The sequence below is a fragment of the Streptomyces sp. NPDC021749 genome (assembly GCF_040640655.1).
Classification (GTDB): domain Bacteria; phylum Actinomycetota; class Actinomycetes; order Streptomycetales; family Streptomycetaceae; genus Streptomyces.
Map to the genome: position 1 here is coordinate 33,532 of NZ_JBFACE010000037.1, position 19,819 is coordinate 53,350.

At 72.7% G+C, this 19,819-nt stretch carries 17 protein-coding genes and 1 pseudogene; 7 read left to right on the top strand and 11 right to left on the bottom strand.

Annotated features, from left to right (window positions below; all coding sequences use genetic code 11):
- The first annotated feature begins 297 nt into the window (after positions 1–297).
- Positions 298–2,382 carry a SpoIIE family protein phosphatase gene (locus AB0G35_RS29035; RefSeq protein WP_360955648.1) on the top strand — a complete coding sequence of 695 codons (2,085 nt, stop codon included), beginning with the start codon at positions 298–300 and terminating at the stop codon, positions 2,380–2,382.
- A 333-nt stretch (positions 2,383–2,715) separates the two neighbouring features.
- Positions 2,716–4,170, top strand: a complete 1,455-nt coding sequence (locus AB0G35_RS29040; protein WP_360955650.1) for an APC family permease — start codon at positions 2,716–2,718, stop codon at positions 4,168–4,170.
- 184 nt (positions 4,171–4,354) lie between these two features.
- On the opposite strand, the gene AB0G35_RS29045 is transcribed toward AB0G35_RS29040, so the two are convergent.
- Entirely contained in the window at positions 4,355–4,702 is a 348-nt protein-coding gene (locus AB0G35_RS29045) for a hypothetical protein (RefSeq protein WP_360955652.1), read from the bottom strand.
- 419 nt (positions 4,703–5,121) lie between these two features.
- On the opposite strand from AB0G35_RS29045, the gene AB0G35_RS29050 reads away from it, so the two are divergent.
- The 3 genes from AB0G35_RS29050 to AB0G35_RS29060 all read left to right on the top strand — a co-directional run bounded on the left by AB0G35_RS29050 (position 5,122) and on the right by AB0G35_RS29060 (position 8,982).
- Positions 5,122–7,866 (top strand): SpoIIE family protein phosphatase, encoded by a 2,745-nt coding sequence (locus tag AB0G35_RS29050; protein WP_360955654.1) that lies wholly within the window; start codon positions 5,122–5,124, stop codon positions 7,864–7,866.
- Between the two features lie 31 nt (positions 7,867–7,897).
- Positions 7,898–8,293, top strand: coding sequence for an SHOCT domain-containing protein (locus AB0G35_RS29055; RefSeq protein ID WP_360955656.1), 396 nt, complete (start codon positions 7,898–7,900; stop codon positions 8,291–8,293).
- Positions 8,294–8,718: 425 nt separating this feature from the next.
- Entirely contained in the window at positions 8,719–8,982 is a 264-nt protein-coding gene (locus AB0G35_RS29060) for a hypothetical protein (RefSeq protein WP_030411767.1), read from the top strand.
- Between the two features lie 81 nt (positions 8,983–9,063).
- On the opposite strand, the gene AB0G35_RS29065 is transcribed toward AB0G35_RS29060, so the two are convergent.
- Entirely contained in the window at positions 9,064–9,549 is a 486-nt protein-coding gene (locus AB0G35_RS29065) for a MarR family winged helix-turn-helix transcriptional regulator (protein WP_360955658.1), read from the bottom strand.
- Positions 9,550–9,601: 52 nt separating this feature from the next.
- Between AB0G35_RS29065 and AB0G35_RS29070 the strand changes: the two genes are divergently transcribed.
- Positions 9,602–10,306 (top strand): TIGR03086 family metal-binding protein, encoded by a 705-nt coding sequence (locus AB0G35_RS29070; RefSeq protein WP_360955660.1) that lies wholly within the window; start codon positions 9,602–9,604, stop codon positions 10,304–10,306.
- A gap of 352 nt (positions 10,307–10,658) precedes the next feature.
- Here AB0G35_RS29070 and AB0G35_RS29075 read toward each other — a convergent pair whose 3' ends face one another.
- On the bottom strand, positions 10,659–10,940 hold the full coding sequence (locus tag AB0G35_RS29075) for a hypothetical protein (protein WP_360955662.1): 282 nt from the start codon (positions 10,938–10,940) through the stop codon (positions 10,659–10,661).
- Between the two features lie 246 nt (positions 10,941–11,186).
- Here AB0G35_RS29075 and AB0G35_RS29080 point away from each other — a divergent pair, with 246 nt between their 5' ends.
- On the top strand, positions 11,187–12,425 hold the full coding sequence (locus AB0G35_RS29080; protein ID WP_360955664.1) for a cytochrome P450: 1,239 nt from the start codon (positions 11,187–11,189) through the stop codon (positions 12,423–12,425).
- 19 nt (positions 12,426–12,444) lie between these two features.
- On the opposite strand, the gene AB0G35_RS29085 is transcribed toward AB0G35_RS29080, so the two are convergent.
- The 8 genes and pseudogenes from AB0G35_RS29085 to AB0G35_RS29120 all read right to left on the bottom strand — a co-directional run.
- Positions 12,445–12,837 carry a DUF6578 domain-containing protein gene (locus tag AB0G35_RS29085; RefSeq protein WP_360955666.1) on the bottom strand — a complete coding sequence of 131 codons (393 nt, stop codon included), beginning with the start codon at positions 12,835–12,837 and terminating at the stop codon, positions 12,445–12,447.
- A 46-nt stretch (positions 12,838–12,883) separates the two neighbouring features.
- Positions 12,884–14,083, bottom strand: a complete 1,200-nt coding sequence (locus AB0G35_RS29090; RefSeq protein ID WP_360955668.1) for an MFS transporter — start codon at positions 14,081–14,083, stop codon at positions 12,884–12,886.
- A 106-nt stretch (positions 14,084–14,189) separates the two neighbouring features.
- On the bottom strand, positions 14,190–15,995 hold the full coding sequence (locus AB0G35_RS29095) for a M4 family metallopeptidase (RefSeq protein ID WP_360955670.1): 1,806 nt from the start codon (positions 15,993–15,995) through the stop codon (positions 14,190–14,192).
- 390 nt (positions 15,996–16,385) lie between these two features.
- Positions 16,386–16,685 (bottom strand): hypothetical protein, encoded by a 300-nt coding sequence (locus AB0G35_RS29100; RefSeq protein WP_360955672.1) that lies wholly within the window; start codon positions 16,683–16,685, stop codon positions 16,386–16,388.
- A 204-nt stretch (positions 16,686–16,889) separates the two neighbouring features.
- Positions 16,890–17,075 (bottom strand): hypothetical protein, encoded by a 186-nt coding sequence (locus AB0G35_RS29105; RefSeq protein ID WP_360955674.1) that lies wholly within the window; start codon positions 17,073–17,075, stop codon positions 16,890–16,892.
- 141 nt (positions 17,076–17,216) lie between these two features.
- On the bottom strand, positions 17,217–18,335 hold the full coding sequence (locus AB0G35_RS29110) for a PP2C family protein-serine/threonine phosphatase (RefSeq protein ID WP_360955676.1): 1,119 nt from the start codon (positions 18,333–18,335) through the stop codon (positions 17,217–17,219).
- A 20-nt stretch (positions 18,336–18,355) separates the two neighbouring features.
- On the bottom strand, positions 18,356–19,069 hold the full coding sequence (locus AB0G35_RS29115; protein WP_360955678.1) for a flavodoxin family protein: 714 nt from the start codon (positions 19,067–19,069) through the stop codon (positions 18,356–18,358).
- A gap of 126 nt (positions 19,070–19,195) precedes the next feature.
- Positions 19,196–19,447: pseudogene (locus tag AB0G35_RS29120) on the bottom strand (ABC transporter substrate-binding protein); the annotation flags it as partial.
- Positions 19,448–19,819: the final 372 nt, after the last annotated feature.

The following is a 19,819-nucleotide window of genomic DNA, read 5'->3' on the forward strand; positions in this document are numbered from 1 at the left end:
CGGCGCCCGAGGGGGCGCCACGACCGCCGTGACCTGCCCCTCCCGCCGAACCGCCGGGTCCGTACGTCGGCCGGAATCGTCGCTTTGAATATCGCCGACAAGGTCGCCGAGCAGGCCCCCGCGGCGGATAATGCTCCCTCGCGCACCGGGCGCCCCGGCCCTGCCGCTCCGCTCTCCCTGCGGGGCCGTCCCGTGGCGAGAGATGATGGAGGGCAGCGGAAACACGGCGAGAATCGGCCGATGTACGGAGAGCGCCACGGCTGTCGGTCCCAGGGGACCGGCGGAAGGAGTGCCTGGATGGGTGCGACCGACGCGTTCCCCGAGGATGCCGTCCCCGTCGGGGCCGCACCGGGGCAGCCCGGCGGCCTGCTCGACGTACTGGGCGTGGCCGCGGTGATGCTCGACGCGGACGGCCGGATCACCCTGTGGAGCCCCCAGGCGGAGGAACTCTTCGGCTGGACCGCCAAGGAGGCGCTCGGCCGGACCGCCGCCAAGCTGCTGGTCCCGCCGGAGCACCTCGACCTCGTCATGCGGCTGTTCTCCGAGGTCATGGCGGGCGGCGAGAGCTGGGCCGGGGTCTTCCCGGTCCGGCACAAGGACGGCAGCACCCGGCTGGTCGAATTCCGCAACATGCGCCTGCTGGACGAGCGCGGCGAGACCTACGCCCTCGGCATCGCCACCGACCAGTCCGTGCTGCGCCGGGTCGAGCGCGATCTGGCACTGTCGGTACGCCTGGTGGCCCAGTCGCCGATCGGCCTGGCCGTCCTGGACACCCGACTGCGCTTCGTCATGGTCAACCCGGCGCTGGAGCGGATCAACGACCTGCCCGCCGAACGGCACATCGGCCGGCACGTCCGCGAGGCGCTGTCGTTCCTCGACACCGAGGTCATAGTGGAGCGGATGCGGGAGGTCCTGGAGACCGGGCGGCCGCTGCTGAACCAGTTCACCGTCGGCTGCACGCCCGCCGACCCGCACACCGACCAGGCGTGGTCGGTGTCGTACTACCGGCTGGAGGACCCCGGCGGCCGGGTCCTCGGACTCGCCACCTCCGTCGTGGACGTCACCGAACAGCACCGCGCCGCGACCGAGGCCGCCCGCGCCCGGCGGCGGCTGGCGCTGATCGCCGACGCCTCGGCGGCCATCGGCACCACCCTCGACGTCGACCAGACCGCCCACGAGCTCGCCGACGTCATCGTCCCCGAACTCGCCGACCTGGCCGCGGTCGACGTCCTCGACGCGGTCTTGGACGGCCGGCGCCCGGCCGCGCTCGCCGCTGGCGGCCCGGCCCGCTTCCGCGCCCTCGCGGTCTCCGCGGCCTACGCCACCCAGGTCGTCCGCGCCGCCGACCCCACCGGTCAGATCGCCTCCTACGACACCGACCGGCTGATCACCCGCTGTGTCACCGACGCCCGCCCGGTGCTCGTCGCCCAGGTTGCCGAGGACGACCTGCCGCACATCGCCCGCGACGCCGAGGGCGCCGCCCTGCTGCGGGAGGCCGGACTCCACTCCTATCTGGCGGTGCCGCTGATCGCCCGCGGCGAGGTGCTCGGCGCGCTCTCGCTCTACCGCGTACGCAACCAGGTGCCGTTCGACGAGGACGACGCGGTGCTCGCCGTCGAACTCGCCGCCCGGGCGGCGGTCTGCATCGACAACGCCCGCTCCTACCAGAGCGAACGCCGGACCGCGCTCACCCTGCAGCGCCACCTGATGAACCACCGGCCGCCGCAGCCCACGGCCATGGAGATCGCCTACCGCTATCAGCCCGCACAGGCGGCGAGCGAGGTCGGCGGTGACTGGTTCGACGCCATCCCGGTGGCCGGCGGCAAGACCGCCCTGGTGGTCGGTGACGTCATGGGCAGCGGCATCAACGCCGCCGCCACCATGGGCCAGCTGCGCACCACCGCCCGCGCACTGGCCGATCTCGATCTGGAGCCCGCCGAGGTGCTCCGCCACCTCGACCACATCGCCGCCGGCCTCGACCCGGCCTTCGCCACCTGCCTGTACGCGGTCTACGACCCCGAGCACGACTGCTGCCGGATCGCCGTCGCCGGACATCTGCCACCCGCCCTCCTCCGGGCGGGCCGCCGGCCCGAGCTGCTCGACCTGCCCACCGGCGCCCCGCTCGGCGTCGGCGGCGTCCCGTTCGAGCAGACCACGGTCCCGCTGGACCCCGGCGACCTGCTGGTGCTCTACACCGACGGCCTGATCGAGACCCGCGACCAGGCCATCGACGTCCGTCTGGACACCCTGCTCACCGTGCTCGCCGAGCCCGAGGAGGACCTGGAGGGGCTGTGCGACCGGCTGCTGGGCGCGCTGCGGGACGAGCACGGCCACGACGACGTCGCCCTGCTCGTCGCCCGGGTCCGTGCCGACGGGGAGTGACCGCGGGCACACCCTCCGCCGGGAGTGAGGGGGGATCGAGCAAATCCTGCGCCGGTTTCCGGAGGGCGGGCGCAGAATCCGCACCCTTTCCCAGGTGACGCGAAATCCGCTTCCATACGGCAGTTAGTGAATGGATCCACGCTTCAGAGGTGCGATCAGCAACGGATTTCGTCGTCTCACACTCTTAACAAGGTATTGACGCACATCGACGGCGGGGGTTTTATTCGGTCACCGAAGCGGTGCCCGTGGTCAGCCGGGCGCTCCCGCTCAGGGCGTTCCTCCCCACAAGGCGCCCCTCCTGGCCCCCGCACCGATGGGACACGGATAACCGATATGCCCTACACGCCTGTTGCCCCCGCAGCCTCCGAGCGGGACGCCCGCAGTGTGGCGGAAGGAACCGCCGCCGCCCCCAAGCTCACCCGGTCCATCGGCGTGGTCGGCGGCACACTGCTCACGCTCTCCTGCCTGACGCCGGCCTCGTCGCTCTTCGTGATCGTGCCGGACTCGTTCGCCAGCCTGGGCACCGGCACCGCCCTGACCATCGCCATCGCGGGCCTGCTCTGCATCGGCGTGGCCTTCACCTACTCCGAGCTCGGCACCCTGATCCCGAGCTCCGGCGGCGAATACGCGATGGTCGGCACCCTCATGGGCCGCCTCGCCGGCTGGCTGGTCTTCATCCTCTCCCTGATCGTCGTCATGATCGTCCCCCCGATCATCGCGCTGGGCACCGCCGACTACCTGGCCCCGATCGTCCATCTCGATCCGCAGTACACCGCCGCCGCCGTGATGCTGCTGGCCACCGCCATGGGCCTGCTCGACCTGCGTGCCAACGCCTGGATCACCGGCATCTTCCTGGTCCTGGAGGTCGTGGCCTGCGCGGTCGTCGCCTTCCTCGGCTTCACCCACACCCACCGCTCCGCGTCCGTGCTCGTCCACCCCGTGCTGGATGCCGGACACGGACACAGCACCGCCGTCACCGCGGGCCTGATCGTGACGGGACTGGCCACCGCGCTCTTCATCCTCCAGGGCTTCTCCACCGCCGTGTACCTCGCGGAGGAGATGGAGAACCCGCGCCGCAACGTCTCCCGCACGGTCCTGTGGACCCTCGCCATCGGCGCCGCCGTGGTGCTGATCCCGGTGATCGCGATCACCCTGGGCGCGCCCGATCTGAAGACCCTCGGCGCCGGTGACGTGGCCGGCATGGTCCAGAGCTGGAGCAACTCCGGCATCGGCACCTTCGTCAGCCTCTGCATCGCCCTGGCCATCATCAACGCCACCATCGTGATGGTGATCCAGAACTCCCGGGTGGTCTTCTCCTCGGCCCGCGACGCCGCCTGGCCGACCGCCGTCAACCGCGCCTTCTCACACGTCGGCCGGCGCTTCGGCTCCCCCTGGGTGGCGACCCTCGTGGTCGGCGTCCCCGGAGCGGTGCTGTGCTTCGTCAACCTCGACACCCTGAGCGAGGTCACCGGTGTCGCCGTCGCCGCGATGTACGTCTTCGTCGCCCTCGGCGCCCTGGTCTCCCGCCGCGGCGAGCACAAGCACCGGCTGGCCTGGCGGATGCCGCTGTGGCCGGTGGTCCCGGCGCTGCTGATCGTGGTGCTGGGCTGGGTGCTCTACCAGCAGAGCGCCAAGAGCCTGCTCATCACCGGCGCGATCGTCGCCGCCGCCGCGGTCTACTGGGCGGTCTACCTCCGCCCGCGCCAGGAAACGCACTGGGTCATCTCGGTCCCCGAGGACGAGCAGGCCCCCGTGGAGGAGCCGACGGCCGCCCCGCTGACGGCGTGACGGGGTAACGGCACAGACGGCCGGACACGCGACAGGCCCGCCCGGAGCACGGCTCCCGGGCGGGCCTCGTCGTCTGCGCCCCGAGCGGTCGGGTGAGCGCCCGTGCGGGGCCGAACGAACGGCGGGCCCCCAGGTGCGCGTACGAGGGGCTCGTGCGCGCGCCTGGGGGCCCGGCTGCCGGCTGCTACCGGCCCGAGGGCTCCGAGGGGCGGGACAGCGCCAGCGCGTCCAACAACAGGCAGACGTGGTCGACGGCGTCCCGGCCGGCGGGGCCGTCGGCCACCGGGCCGTCGTCGAGCAGCGCGGCGGTGCCGTGCAGCAGCCGTACGAGCCGCTCGTCGGCCGGGTGCGCCGGTTCCGGGTGGGCCAGGGCGGACCGGATCTGCTCGCCGGTGAGCGGCAGCCCGGTCTCCAGGCAGCGGAACAGCGCGACGGCGACCCGCCGGTCGGCGTCGTTCGGCTGCCACCGGCCGAGCGCGTGGTGGTCGATGAGGGCGGCCGCGCCGGCACGGATCTCCTCGGGAACATGCATGCCCACGAACGTCTCATACCGGCCCGCCGGCGCGTAGGCCGCCGGGACCGTCCCCGAACCCGTCGCCGCGGCCGCCGCGGGGGCCCGGTGCACCGTGCTGACCAGGCAACTTGCCCCGGGGTGTCGATCGCTTGAGCGGCACATGCCGGACGGATGGGGAATTAAACCTGTGGGGAGAGTTACATGGACGTTCCCTAACCCGGGTGGCTGTATGTCCCGTTCGCCGAGGACGTTCGCATATGTGCGGCCGTAAAACCTACCCGGGGGTCTCCCCGCCCTCTGGCGCCCGGCCCCGGATCACGGGACGATCTGCGGACAGACCATCGGGCCCTGTCGCGCGACACGGGGCCGGCTCGGCGGCGGCTGCGCTCCGCAACGCGCGGCTCGCCCACCGTATGCGGGAGGTGTAGAAAGAGGACATGGCCGGACGCTTCGGCCGCCCGCGTTCGGTTCTCAGGATGCGAACTGTCGCAGGCCAGGTCTTTCTCCTGCAGGTGGCGATCGTGGTCCTGCTGGTCGCCGCCGCCATGGCCGCCCTCGTGCTGCAGTCCCGGACCGACTCGGAACGCGAGGCCCGCAACAGATCGGTCGCGGTCGCCCGGACCTTCGCGAGCGGACCCGGGCTGGAGACCGCACTCAAGAGCCCGGACCCGACCGCCGTGCTCCAGCCGCGGGCCGAGGCCGCCCGCAAACTCTCCGGCGTCGACTTCCTCGTCGTGATGAACACCGACGGCATCCGCTACACCCACCCGATCCCCAACCGGATCGGCAAGAAGTTCGTCGGCACGCTGCAGCCGGCACTGGCCGGCGGGATCGTCACCGAGCGGATCACCGGCACCATCGGGCCGCTCGTCCAGGCCGTGGCGCCCGTCTTCGGCCGCGACGGCAAGGTCGTCGGGCTGGTCTCGGCCGGCATCACCATCAGGAAGGTGAGCGGCGTCGTCGACCAGCAGTTCCCGCTGCTGTTCGGCGCCGCGGCCGCCGTGCTGCTCCTCACCACCGGCAGCACCGCCCTGGTCAGCCGACGGCTGCGGCGCCAGACGCACGGCCTCGGCCCCGCCGAGATGACCCGGATGTACGAGCACCACGACGCGGTGCTGCACGCCGTACGCGAAGGCGTGATCATCGTCGGGGCCGACGGGCGGCTGCTGCTCGCCAACGACGAGGCCCGCCGGCTGCTCGGCCTGGCCGCGGACGTCGAGGGCCGCCCGGTCGCCGACCTGGGGCTCGACCCGGACACCGCCCGCCTGCTGTCCTCCGGCCGCTCCGTCACCGACGAGGTCCACCCGGTAGGCGACCGTCTGCTGGCCGTCAACCAGCGCTCCACCGCACAGGCCGGCGGCCCGCCCGGCAGCGTCACCACGCTCCGCGACACCACCGAGCTCCGGGCGCTCACCGGCCGCGCGGAGTCCGCCCGCGGCCGCCTCAAGCTGCTCTACGACGCCGGGGCGGAGATCGGCACCACCCTCGACGTCGTGCGCACCTGCGAGGAACTGGCGGAGTTCGCCGCCGCCCGGTTCGCCGACATCGTCACCGTCGACCTGGCCGAGAACGTCCTGACCGGTGAGGAGCCCACCGTCAGCGGCGGCAGCGGCGTGGAGATGCGGCGCACCGCCGTCAGCGGCGCACCGCCGGACAGCGGGCTCTACCCGGTCGGCCACCTCGTCCGCTTCGACCCGGCCACCTCGGTGGGCTCCGGCATCGACCGCGGCGAACCGGTCCTGGAACCGGACCTGACCGCGTTCCGGGGCTGGCACCTGCAGAATCCCCAGCGCGCCCGGAGGATCGTCGCGCACGGCATCCACTCGATGATCGCCGTCCCGCTGCGGGCCCGCGGCGCCATCCTCGGCGTGGTCCTCTTCTGGCGCTCCCAGGAACCGGGGCCCTTCGAGGACGAGGAGCTCTCGCTCGCCGAGGAGCTGGTCGCGCGGGCCGCGGTGAGCATCGACAACGCCCGCCGCTACACCCGCGAACACACCATGGCGATCACCCTCCAGCGGAGCCTGCTGCCGCGGGCGCTGCCCGAGCAGAACGCCGTCGAGGCCGCGTACCGCTATCTGCCCGCGCAGGCCGGCCGCGGCGGGCTCGGCGGCGTCGGCGGCGACTGGTTCGACATCATCCCGCTGCCCGGCGCCCGGGTCGCGCTGGTCGTCGGTGACGTCGTCGGCCACGGGCTGCACGCCGCCGCCACGATGGGCCGGCTGCGGACCGCCGTGCACAACTTCGCCAACCTCGACCTGCCGCCCGACGAGATCCTGTGGCACCTCGACGAACTGGTCACCCGCATCGACCAGGACGAGGGCGCCGAGGAGGCCGGCGGCTCGATCACCGGGGCCACCTGTCTGTACGCCATCTACGACCCGGCGTCCGGGACCTGCACCATGGCCCGCGCCGGGCACGTCCAGCCGATGGTGCTGCGGCCCGACGGCACCGTCGAGACCGCCGAGGTGCCGGGCGGCCCGCCGCTGGGCCTCGGGGGCCTGCCGTTCGAGACCTGGCAGCGCCGGCTGCCCGAGGGCAGCCGGCTGGTGCTGTTCACCGACGGGCTCGTCGAGGACCGCGACCGGGACATCGACGAGGGCACGGCGCTGCTCGCCCGTACCCTCGCCGAACGGCCCGGACGGACACCGGAGGAGACCTGCGAGGCCGCGCTCGGCGCGCTGCTGCCGGAGAACCCGAGCGACGACATCGCGCTGCTCATCGCCCGCACCCGGGTGCTGGACGCCGCGCACATCGCCGACTGGGACGTGCCGCCCGACCCGTCCGCGGTGGCCCAGGTCCGGGCCGCTGCGGTGCGCAAGCTGATCGAATGGGGCCTGGCCGGCGAGGCGTTCACCACCGAGCTGATCCTGAGCGAACTGGTCACCAATTCCATCCGCTACGCCTCCGGGCCCATCGGCGTACGCCTGATCCGCGACACCGCCCTGATCTGCGAGGTCTCCGACCGCAGCAGCACCTCCCCGCATCTGCGCCAGGCCGCCACCACCGACGAGGGCGGCCGCGGGCTCTTCCTGGTCGCCCAGCTCGCCGAGCGGTGGGGGACCCGCTACACCGCCGGCGGCAAGGTCATCTGGACGGAACAGGCGCTGGCCGCCGGCGATCCGTTCGGCGGGGCGGACGATCTGCTCGCGGGGACCGGCGAGGGCGAGGATCCTGGCAAGTGACAGGCCGCGGCTCGCGACACAGGAGGCCGTGATGGATTACCCGCTGCTCAATGCGTTCTGGACGATGTGCCTGGTCTTTCTGTGGGTCCTGTGGCTGATCCTGCTGTTCCGGATCATCGGTGACCTCTTCCGCAGCCGGGACCTCAACAACTGGGCCAGGACGGGCTGGCTCGTGCTGGTGATCCTGCTGCCCTTCCTCGGCGTCTTCGTGTACGTCCTCGCCCGCGGGCGCGGGATGACCGAACGCGAGGTGGCACGGGCGGAACAGCACCAGAGGGAGATGCAGGCGTATCTGCGGGAGACGGTCGGGGCCGGTGACGAGAGCGGCGGGCACGCCGACGCGCTGGCGAAGCTCGCCGATCTCAAGGCCCACGGGGACATCACCGAGGAGGAGTTCCAGAAGGCCAAGGACAAGGTGCTGGCCTGATGGCGGCGCCGCCTTCGACAGCGTCGCCCTGGCCGTGATGATCGCCGACGCCGCCTGGCCGGACCGCACCGGCGGGCGGCGAGGTGGTGGCGGTCGCCATGGGCCTGATCAACGCCCTGGGGAACCTCGGCGGGTCCGCCGGGCCCGCATCTGGTCGGCCGGCTCACCGACGCCACCGGCTCCAGCCTCACCGGCCTCGCCGTGCCGTCCGCCTCCCTTGCCGTGGCCGTGGCTGTGGCCCTGGTGGCCTTCGGTCTGCGCCCGGAATTCCGTCGTCCCGGGTGCCCCGACCAGCAGCGACACGCCGATACGGCGGCGGATTACTCCGACTCGCGCAATTAACGGTGAGTCAGGTTTTGGGAGGATCTGTGAAGGTGATCCCTGAAAAGGTCGATATACCTCTTTGATCCTCCTGAGGAGCAGACATGCGCATTCGCGCCGCGATCGCCGCTAGCGCCCTGGCCACCAGCATCGTCATGGGCGGTGCGAGCGCCGCCATGGCTTCCGGCAAGGACCACGGCTACAAGCACCACCACAAGCGCCACCACCACTACAACCACCACCGCGGCCACGGCAACTACGGTGGCTGCTGGCTGAACGCGGGCGTCAGCGACTACTTCGGCCCCTACTTCAGCGAGGGCTGCCAGCACGGCGGCTACGGCTGGGGCGGCGACGGCGACTGGAAGTGATTCCAGCACCCTCGGGCCGGTGCCGGCCCCTGCGACCATCTGTCGCGGGGCCGGCACCGGCTTCTGTGTGCTCGCGCGGCCCTACGACTGCTTGCGGGGCGGCCGCAGCTCGGGCATCGCCGACAAGGTCTGCAGCGCGCGGAGGAAGGCGGCGCGGTCCGCGGCCGGCAGCCGGGCCAGCAGCCGTTCCTCGTTCTCCTGGATCGCTGACCGGGTGGCGTCGCGCACCCGCCGCCCCTCAGAGGTGAGTGACAGCAGTCGTACCCGGCGGTCGCCCGGATCGGGCTGACGGCGGATCAGTTGCCGGGCCTCCAGGTCGTCGAGGACGGCGATGATGCGGGTCTTGTCCGCGCGGATCGCCTCGGCGAGCGCCGCCTGGGTGCGGATCGGCGTCTCGTCCAGGTGCAGCAGGACCGAGTAGCCCCACATGGTCAGGCCGTGGGCGTCGAGGGCCGGCTGTTCGGCGGCCATCAGGGCGCGGCCCAACGGCACCATCATCGCGGCCAGATCGGGGCGGGCCGCCCGGTCTCCGGAGGGGGTGCCGCGGTCGGCCGGGTTCTCGGTCATGGCACGAAAATACCCGTTGACAAATTCATGTGCGGGCGCAGATCGTAAGCGCATGCGTACGAATGATGATGCCGCTGACGGCACGCCCCCGGAGGCCCATCCGACCGACCTCCGGCGCACGGACTTCGCCCGGCTCCGGCGGCTGCACGCGCAAGCGGTCCGGGACAGCGTGGCGCTCGTCCGCCGGATCCGCCCCGACGACCTCACCCGGCCGACCCCGTGCTCCGCATGGACGCTGGCCGATCTGCTCGCCCACATGACCGTCCAGCACCACGGGTTCGCCGCGGCCGCACGCGGGGACGGCCGCGACCCGGCGCACTGGGCGGTCCGCCCGCTCGGACCGGACCCCGTCGCGGCGTACGACGCGGCGGCCGAGCGGGTCCTCACCGCCTTCGCGGCCGTCGACGACCCCGACCGCGCGTGCCACCTCCCCGAATTCGCCGCCGCCCAGACCTTTCCCGCGCGCCGGGTCGTCGGCTTCCACCTCATCGACTACGTGGTCCACGGCTGGGACGTCGCCCGCACCCTGGACCTCGGCTACGACCCCGACCCCGCACTCCTGCGCGCCGCCCTGCCGATAGCCCGCGCCGTCCCGGACGACGACTCCCGGCTCGCCCCCGGCAGCGCCTTCCGGCCCGGCCTCCCCCTCGATCACCCCGCGGGCGAACTGGACCGCATCCTGGTGCTGCTCGGCCGCTCCCCGTCCTGGCGCGCCCCCGAGCACCCCGCCGGCCCGGCGGCTCCCCACGAGGCGTGACGGCCGGTTCCGGCGAAGACAGGCCGTGAAACTCAGCCTGAGCCTCGGCGCCCGCGGCCACCGAGGACCCTTTCGAGGCGTTCGACGCCGGCGCCGAGGCGGCGCCGCGCCCTGGACCGGACCTTCCCGTGCCTACTGGTCAACCTCGGTGATCCGCCGGCCCGTTGGGCCGGCGACCGCTGACCTCCGCGGTGCACCGGGTCACCGGGTGCTGCCGCACGGTCGGCCGGCACCTGGCGGAGAAGCCGGCGGGCTCCCGGCCGGTCGTCCCAACGGGAGCGCATCCCGCGAGGCCGTTCGTCTGCGGGCCGCCAGGAGTGACCGACCTCTGTTCGGCGGCGTAGGTCGCCTATCAACTGCCGTTCGTGGACTGCCAGTTGAGGTACCGCCTGCGGGCGGCCGTGATCAGGCCCGCGGTCCCGAGCACCGCCAGGCCGGCGACCGTGCCCAGGCCCATGAGTACCAGCGGTTTGCTGCCGGCGGCCGCGTGGGCGGGCCTCCCGGGGGGCCCGGCGGCGGACCGCTGGCCGGCGGCGGGGGCAGCGACGGCGTACAACAGGGCGACGAGCGTGGCTGCCACGGCGAAGGTGCGGCGGAGACGGCGCCGTGGAGGCGGTGGGTCGGACGCGGACATGGCGGGTCTCACCCCTGTCTCGGACGGTCATGCTCCGGTTCCGGAGCGGTCGTGCGGGCTCCAGCGTCCCCGGCCCGGGGCGGGCAGGCGTGCCGTACGAGGCAGGGGAGTGACGGCGGCCGGCCGTCCGGGTGAAGAGAACGCCCGGCACGTGTGGACCGGCGGCCAACGGTGCGCCCCCGGCGCACCCGCACGCCACGGACGCACCCTGGACGGCCCCGGGCCCCGACCCTAGCCTCCGGCGGTGTGACCACCCTTCCTCCGCCGCCAGACATCCTGTCCCCGGAGTTCGCCGCGGACCCGTACCCGGCGTACCGGGTGCTGCGTGAGCACTACCCACTGCTGTACCACGAGGGCACCGCCAGCTATCTGCTCTCCCGCTACGAAGACGTCCAACGCGCCTTCCGGGAAGCGGTGTTCACCACCGACAACTACGCCTGGCAGATCGAGCCGGTCCACGGCGGCCGGACCCTGCCGCAGATGGACGGCCGGGAGCACGCGGTGCGCCGCGCCCTGGTGGCGCCCGCCTTCCGCGGCCGGGAACTGCAGGAGACGTTCCTGCCGGTCATCGAGCGCAACGCCCGCGAGCTGATCGACACCTTCCGGGACGCCGAGGAGGCCGACCTGGTGGCGCGGTTCGCGACCCGCTTCCCGATCAACGTGATCGTCGACATGCTCGGACTGGACCGTGCCGACCACGACCGCTTCCACGGCTGGTACACCGCGGTGGTGGCCTTCATCTCCAACCTCGCCCAGGAGCCCGAGGTCGCCGCCGCCGGACGGCGCGCGGGCGAGGAGCTCGCCGGCTACCTCCTGGCGATCATCCAGGAGCGCCGCGCCGCCCCCGGCGACGACCTGCTGTCCCGGCTCTGCACCGCCGAGGTCGACGGCGTCCGGATGAACGACCAGGACATCACGGCGTTCGTCAGCCTGCTGCTGGCCGCGGGCGGGGAGACCACCGACAAGGCGATCGCGCTGCTCTTCCGCAACCTGCTCGCCCGTCCCGAGCAGTTCGCCGCGGTGCGTGCCGACCGGTCGCTGATATCCGCGGCGTTCGCCGAAACCCTGCGGTACACCCCGCCGATCCAGATGATCATGCGGCAGCCCGCCGCGGAGGTGACCGTCAGCGGCGGCACGATCCCCGCCGGCGCCACGGTCACCTGCCTGATCGGCGCCGCCAACCGCGACGCGGACCACTACGACCGGCCCGACGAGTTCGACCTCTTCCGCCCCGGCCTCAGCCCGGCCGGTGCCTTCAGCGCCGCCGCCCAGCACGTCGCGTTCGGCCTCGGCCGGCACTTCTGCGTGGGGGCCCTGCTGGCCCGGGCCGAGGTGGAGACCGGCGTCAACCAACTCCTCGACGCCTTCCCCGACATGGCCTTCGCGGACGGCACGCCGCCGGCCGACGCGGGCGTCTTCACCCGCGGCCCGCGCCACCTGCGGCTACGGCTCGGGCGGGGGGAAGGGGAGCAGGACCCCGCCTGACACCGCCCGGGGCCGCCCCTCATCCTGCCGGGGCGGCGAGTTCGACGAGGAAGCCCACGAAGGAGAGGCCGTCGCGGCCGGCGTTCCACCGGGGGGCCGAGGACAGAGGGGTGAGCGTGCCGCTGCCCGGCACCGGATAGCGGGTGTGGTCGGCCCCGCCGGGCAGCGGTGCGAAGCGGCAGTGCACGGCGCTGATGCCGGTGACGGTGCCGCGGACCGGCGCCGCGTGCTCAGGGCCGCCGCCGTGGTGCTCCTCGACGCCGTCGACCGTGGCCGCGGTCTGCGCTCCGAGCACCTTGGTCAGCCACTCCCGGTCCGGGGCGACGACCGCCCAGTCCACCTCCGATCCGATGGCGAAGGGCTCGCCGCAGCACTCCATCTGCCAACCGTCCATCCACACCCTGGTGTTCATACCTGTCGATTGTGCCCGTCGGACGCGGCCGGGGCTCCGGGGGGCGTCAGTCGTCGACGGCCGGCGGGTGGCGCAGTACGTACAGGCCGACGGCCACCGCGAGCACGATGACGCAGCCGGCGAAGGTGAGGCCCGCGCCGCGCAGCCCCAGTTCCATGGTGAGCGCGCCGACCCCGACCACCGGCAGCGAGATGCCGAAGTACGCGACGAGGAAGAACGCCGATATGGTGCCGCCGCGGTGCTCGGCGGGCGCCGCCCGGCCCACGGCGGTCAGCCCGGCGCGGAAGGCCAGGCCCTGGCCGGTGCCACCGCACAGGGCGCCGAGGACCAGCACCGGCAGCGAGGTGACGGCCAGTGAGGTGGCCACCAGCGCCAGCCCGATCACCAGCACCAGGCAGCCGCCGGGCAGTGCCTTGCGCACTCCGATCCGTCCGGCGAGCGACTGTCCGGCGGTCGAGCCGAGGAACACCGAGAACACCACCGCCCCGGCGACGGCCAGGTTCGTCACGCCCAGCGTCTGGCCGACGAAGCTCGGTGCGACGGCGGTGAAGAGGCCCAGCAGCGCGAAGCCGGCGAACGCGGCGACGGCCGAGGGCGTGAACACCCCCCGTACCTCGGGCGGCAGTTGGAGCCGTTGGGGGCGCAGACGGTGCGGCCGGTGCGGAGCGCGGACGGTCTCCGGCAGCAGCCGGGTGGCCACGGCCGCCACCGCCAGCAGCGCCAGGTGCACCGCGAACGGCAGGACCAGCGGCCAGGGCGCGTACTGGGCGAGCAGTCCGGACAGCAGCGGGCCGCAGCCGAGCCCGCCCATGTTCGCGGCGGTCGCGGCGAATCCGGCGTGCGCCTCCTGGCCCGGCTTCGCCAGCTCCAGCACGGCCGCGGTGGCGGCGCCGCTGAACAGCCCGGCGGCGAACCCGGAGAGCACCCGGCCCAGGAACAGCAGGGGCAGTCCGCCCTCGAAGATGAAGCACAGCGCGCTGGCCGCGGACAGCGCCAGGGCGCAGAACAGCACCGGGCGCCGGCCCACGTCGTCGGAGACGTTGCCGGCGAGCAGCAGCACGGTGATCACGCCGAGCGCGTACACGGCGAAGACCACGGTCACCATGAGTTCGGAGAAGCCGAGCTCCTGGCGGTAGAGCCCGTACAGCGGGGTGGGGAGGGTGGTTCCGGCCATGCCGATGGCGAACACGCCCGCCGCCACGGCATAGCCGGGACGCCGGCCGGTTGCCTTGCGATCGCTGATCATGGCCTCAACGTAGGCTCCGGCCGGCCGTGGCGTCGAGGAGCAGGGGGCCGGACGGCACGGTGCCCCCGCCGGGTGGCGGGGGCACCGCTGGACGAACGCCGGTGGCTCAGTGCTTGGCGGACGGGGCGTTGGCCGCCGTCACGTTCACCGCGGCCCAGGCCTTCTTCACCGTCTTGTACTCGGTGCTGGTGGCGCCGTACATGTCCTTCGCCGCGTGCAGCGTCGCGGACCGGGCGTCATGGAAGTCGGTCGTGGAGACCATGTACCGGGTGAGCGCCCGGTAGAAGACGGCGAGCGCCTTGGTGCGGCCGATGCCGGTCACCTTCGAGCCGTCGTAGGTGGGGGAGTCGTAGGCGACGCCGCCGATCGTCTTCTTCCCGCTGCCCTCGGCGAGCAGGTAGAAGGCGTGCGAGGAGACGCCGGAGCCGGCGTGCACCTCGGTGTCGTAGGACTCCTTCGACCAGTAGTCGACGGTGCCTTCCAGCTTGTCCAGCGACGGCTTGTCCAGGCGGCGCAGGAACTTCTGCTCCAGGCCCAGCTTCTCGCCCATCAGGTAGTTCGGCGGGTTCTTCGGGTTGTTGGTGGCGAACTCCACCGCGCTGCCGAAGATGTCCGCCAGCGACTCGTTGAGCGAGCCCGGTTCGCCGAACTGGTTGCCCTCCTCGTCCACGCGGGTGGGCTGGAGGTTGGCGGTGGCGTCGACCACGCCGTGGGACAGCTCGTGGCCGGTGACGTCCAGGACGACCAGCGGCTTGGCGAACGTCTTGCCGTCCCCGTCGCCGTAGAGCATGCAGCCGCACTCCGACGACCAGAAGGCGTTGCCCACGTTCTTGCCGAAGTGCACCAGGGCGTGCGCGCCGCGGCCGTCGTTCTTGATGCCCTTGCGGCCGAACGTCTTCTTGTAGAAGTCCAGGGTGCTGGTGATGCCGTACTGGGCGTCCACGGCGGCGGTGGTGCGGTCGCTGGTGGTGCCGTTGCCCCAGCGGTTGGTGGTGGAGGTGAACGCCTTGCCGCCGGAGAACTTCTCCAGCTCCTTGTCACCGGCGTCCCGGGTCTCGGTGTTGCCGCGGGTGCTGTCCTTGAGGACGAAGGACTTCTTGGCGGTCCGCGTCGTGGACAGCGGCACGCTGCCGACGAAGAAGGAGGCCCCGGTGCCCTTGGCCGCGGCCGGGTAGCCGGCGGTGGTGGCCGCCTGACCGGTGTCCGGCGCGGCGGGGGCGAACTGCCGGGTCGCCGGGTTGAGCCGCTCGCCCCGCTTGCGCAGCTTCGCCTGGAGGGCCGGCGACAGGAACGAGTCGTTGGCGGGGGTGTTGCTCAGCACCGCACCGGTGGCCGCGTCGAGGACGACCGTACGGACGCCGCCGGCCTCGTCGGCGCGGCTGTCCGCCACCTCGACCTGGTAGGCCAGGGTGAGCCGGTCGTCCCGGGCGTCCACGACCAGTTCGGCCGTACCTGCCTGGCCCTCGGCCGCCTTGGCGGCCTTCGCCTCGGCCTGACCGGCCGACAGCTTCGGGTCGGTGTCGGAGAGGTCGACCTGGTGCCGGTAGGCCCGGGTCACGCCCTCGTACGCCGAGTGGGCGCTGAGGTGGACGACGAGGTCGCCGCCGAGGACGGGCAGACCGCGGTGGGTGCGGACGAAGCGGACGTGCTGCCGGCCGTCCGGGTCGACCATCGTGTCGACGGCCTTGAGGGTGTCCTTCTTGCCGACTCCGGTGGCCGAGGCGTGCGCGAACGCGGCGGTGCGGGCGGCCTCGACGATCTTGTCGGAGGAGGGGGCTGCGGAGGGGGCGGCGGCCGGAGCGGCCGCGTTGTGCGCGGTGGCGGCGCCCGCCACTCCGGCCGTCAGGGTCGCGGCCGTCGCCACCGCGACCGCGATGGCCAGGCGGTGGCTGCGTATGTGGGGTCTACGCACAGATGTGGGTCCTTAGCGCTGCGGGGGCGGTGGCCTTGCCAACCGCCCGTACACGCGGTGCCGTTGGGCACCGCGGGGGCCGGTCGGCCCCGCGCAAACCCTGGTAGGTCTGGCATGAGCATGTAAAGCCATATGCTCGGTATGCGAGATTCGTGGTGAAAATTTGACAATTGATCACCTTTGGGTGATGGCAAGGTGACCAACGGTGCCTGTGTCAGGAGAGACTGGATGTGACCGGAATCGGTTGCCCGTCCGGCGCAGCAAAAAGTCCACGACCCGTCAGGTCGTGGACTCGCAATGCCGGAGTGTGGCCCCGGACTTCAGCGGACGATTCCGGCACTCACCGACGATCCGGGCGCCCGGTGTCGGTGACGAGGGCGCCGGCGCCTCCTACTGCTCCTGGCGGTGGAACAGCTCGTCGAGGGTGGCCTCGGCCCGCTCGCCGCCGCGGACCGCCTCCACCACGGCCTGGTGGAAGCTGCGGCTCGCCTCTTCGGACGCACAGGGCACGGGGCTGCCGGTCATCGTGTACCACTCCGAGGATCCGGTGTACTGCACAGCTACGTGCGCCTCGTTCTCCGACCAGGTCGTGTGAATGGTCAGGTCGCCGTTCATCACGCCGATCTCCTCCGCGCGCACCGCGCCGGGGAGCGCGTGGATCCCGACAGTGGTCCAAGATGCCCAGGTCATGATGTTCCCCTCGGCGGCAAGGGCACCGGCCGGCGGCCGGGCGCGGTGTCTTTCAGTTTCGCACCTGCCGTCCGGCCGCGCACCGCATGCGGGGGCACGGATTCCGGTGTACGGGACTGCGCAGGCTGTGACCGCCCGCTCACCCCGTGACGCCCGGGGCGGCGTGCCCGCCACTGCCGCCCGGGTCCACGCCGTGGCCGGGGCTCAATCGATGACCGTATGGAAGAACGTGACGCCGGCGCCGAACGCCGCACCGCCGACCAGGGCGGCGGACGCCAGGGTTCCGCCGTTCACACAGGTGAGCACGCCGGCACCGAGGGCGATGAGGGCGCCGAGCAGGAAGATGACGGCGGCGCGCTGACTCAGCAGGGCTGATCTGTTCTCGGACACATCAACTCCGATCTGCGCGGGAGCGGAGGACCGCTCGGGGCGGATGCTGATGCTCTGATCGATCTTCTCATCCCTCGCCCCGGATTCCCGGTAGCACACGCCGTCGGCGCAGGTAGGACGCCCGATCCGCGCAATGCGCGGTCAGCCGGCCGCCGCCTTCCGGGTGACCGCGAGCACCGCCATGTCGTCGTCGCGCGGCCCGCCGGTCCAGCGCTCGACCTCCCGCACCAGGACGTCGATCAGCTCCTGCGGACCGCCGAACGGGCCGCGGCCCGCCAGCTGCGCCACCGGGTCGTAGAACCGCCCGCCGCGGTCCCGGGCCTCGGTCACCCCGTCGGTGACCAGCAGCACGGTGCTGTCCACCGGGAACGGCACGCCGACCGGTCGCGGCCGGGCCACCCCCAGCCCGCCCATGCCCAGCGGCAGCCCCGGCTCACCGGTCTCCAGCGCTCGCACCACACCGTCCCGGCACAGGTACGGCGCCGGATGGCCGCAGCTCAACAACCTCAACTCGCCGCCGTCCGCGGGGACTTCACACAGCAGCGCGGTGATGAAGTCCTCCAGGCGGCTCTCCTCCGCGAGTTGCTCGCCCGCCCGCAGCAACGCCCGCTCCAGCCGCTCGGCCAGCCCGGTCAGGTCCGGCTCCTGCTCCGCAGCCTCCCGGAACGCGCCCAGCAGCACCGACACCGCACTCACCGCGCCCAGCCCCTTGCCCCGTACGTCCGCGATCAGCAGCCGCACCCCGTACGGGGTCCGCTGCACGGCATAGGCGTCCCCGCCGATCCGCGCCTGGCTCTGGGCGGCCTGGTAGCGGGCCGCGACGGCCAGCGGCCCGATCCGCTCCGGCGGGGCCGGCAGCACGGCCAGCTGCGCGGCCTCCGCCACCATCCGCACCACGTCCAGATGGCGGCCGTGCCGGGCGATCACCCGGTTCACCCCGACGCCCATCAGCGCGGCGAACAGCGTGTTGACCAGCTCCAGATAGCCCACGACGTCACCGGCGGTGCCGTCCTTCACCGTCAGCGCGAACACCCCGAGCACCAGGGCCAGCCCGACCGCGACGGTGTCCCGCAGCGTGAGCAGCGCCCCCGCCGTCACACTGGCCGCCGTCAGCATCGGATCACCCCAGTAGTCCTGCGGCGACAGTGCGTCCCAGAGGAGACCGCCGGCCACCAGGACGGCCGGGGCGAGGCGCGCGTAGCGGGGCCAGCGCACGGCCGGCGGCCGGAGGGCGGGCGCGGACGCGTGCGGATCGGCCACCGCCGACCCGGCGCGGGGGCTCAGCGGTGCTCCGGATTCGCCTGGTCCGGGCGGCAGCCGGCGTCCCACTCGGTGCGCTGGTTGCCGTGCGCCGGGATGCCGCCGGCCCGCTTGAGCATCGCCGCGAGGTGCATCAGGTTCCAGCTCATGAAGGTCGTGTTGCGGTTGGTGAAGTCGTTCTCCGGGCCGCCCGAGCCCGGGTCGAGGTACGACGGGCCGGGCCCGGCCTCACCGATCCAGCCGGCGTCGGCCTGCGGCGGCACGGTGTAGCCCAGGTGCTGCAGGCTGTAGAGGACGTTCATGGCACAGTGCTTGACGCCGTCCTCGTTGCCGGTGATCAGACAGCCGCCCGCCCGGCCGTAATAGGCGTACTGGCCACGGTCGTTGAGCACGCTGGAACAGGCGTAGAGCCGCTCGATGACCTGCTTCATCACCGAGCTGTTGTCACCGAGCCAGATCGGCCCGCACAGCACCAGGATGTCCGCGGCCAGCACCTTGCGGTACAGCTCCGGCCAGGCGTCGGACGCCCAGCCGTGCTCCGTCATGTCCGGCCAGACCCCGGTGGCGATGTCCTCGTCGACGGCCCGGATCACCTCCGTCATGACCCCGTTCCCCGCCATGACGGCCCGGCTCCTCTCGACCAGGCCCTCGGTGTTGCTGATCTCCGGCGAGCGCTTGAGCGTGCAGTTGATGAACAGGGCGCTCAGGTCGTCGTAGCGGTACGCGGGGGCCATCGGAACTCCTTGTACTGTCCTGCGCCTCAGAGGTGTCCCCCCGAGCCTTCAGCCGGGCCGTGCCGCCGGCCACCCGGACGGCCCGAAAGGGTGTCACCCTGCGCCGTCCGGCGGGCGTGCCGACGTGAGCAGTCCCGGCCAGGCGACGAACTGCGAGAGCACGTCCGCGCTGCCGGACTGCAGCGCCGAGACGCCCACCGCCGGCTGCGGGTTGAGCGTGTGGACGCCCTGCTCCGGGTCGATGCCGGCCCGCTGCGGGGCCCGTACCAGGGTCCCGTCGGAGGCCGAGCCGACGCTGCCGGAGACGTTCTTGCCGCGCAGGTCCGACAGCGACCGCAGGGCCGAACCGGGCTTGGTGACGCAGGTGTTGAGCGCCCCATGCTGGTCACGTCGGCCCGTTGGGACGTCAGCGGCATGGCGGTCTCCGGGGAGCGGGCAGGCGAGGAGGAAGGCGAAGAGGAAGGGGAGCAGGGTCCGGGGAACAGGGAACGGGACTCGGGCCGTGGGGGAGCGGCGCGGCGACGTTGCCGGGCGTTCGGCCGGTGTGCGGGGACCACAGCGATGCCGTCCGGCCCGTGGTGTTGCGGCAGTACCGCGCCACCCACGGACCGCCTCACACCGGCCCTGACCTGCGACTTCGTGGGGGCCAGGAGGAGATCCGCCACCGCCCGGGTGTGCCCCGCGGGGTGCCGCCGGCCGGAGCATTCGGCCCCGGTGTCGGCAGGCCGACCGCGCCGCCTGCGGTTAGCG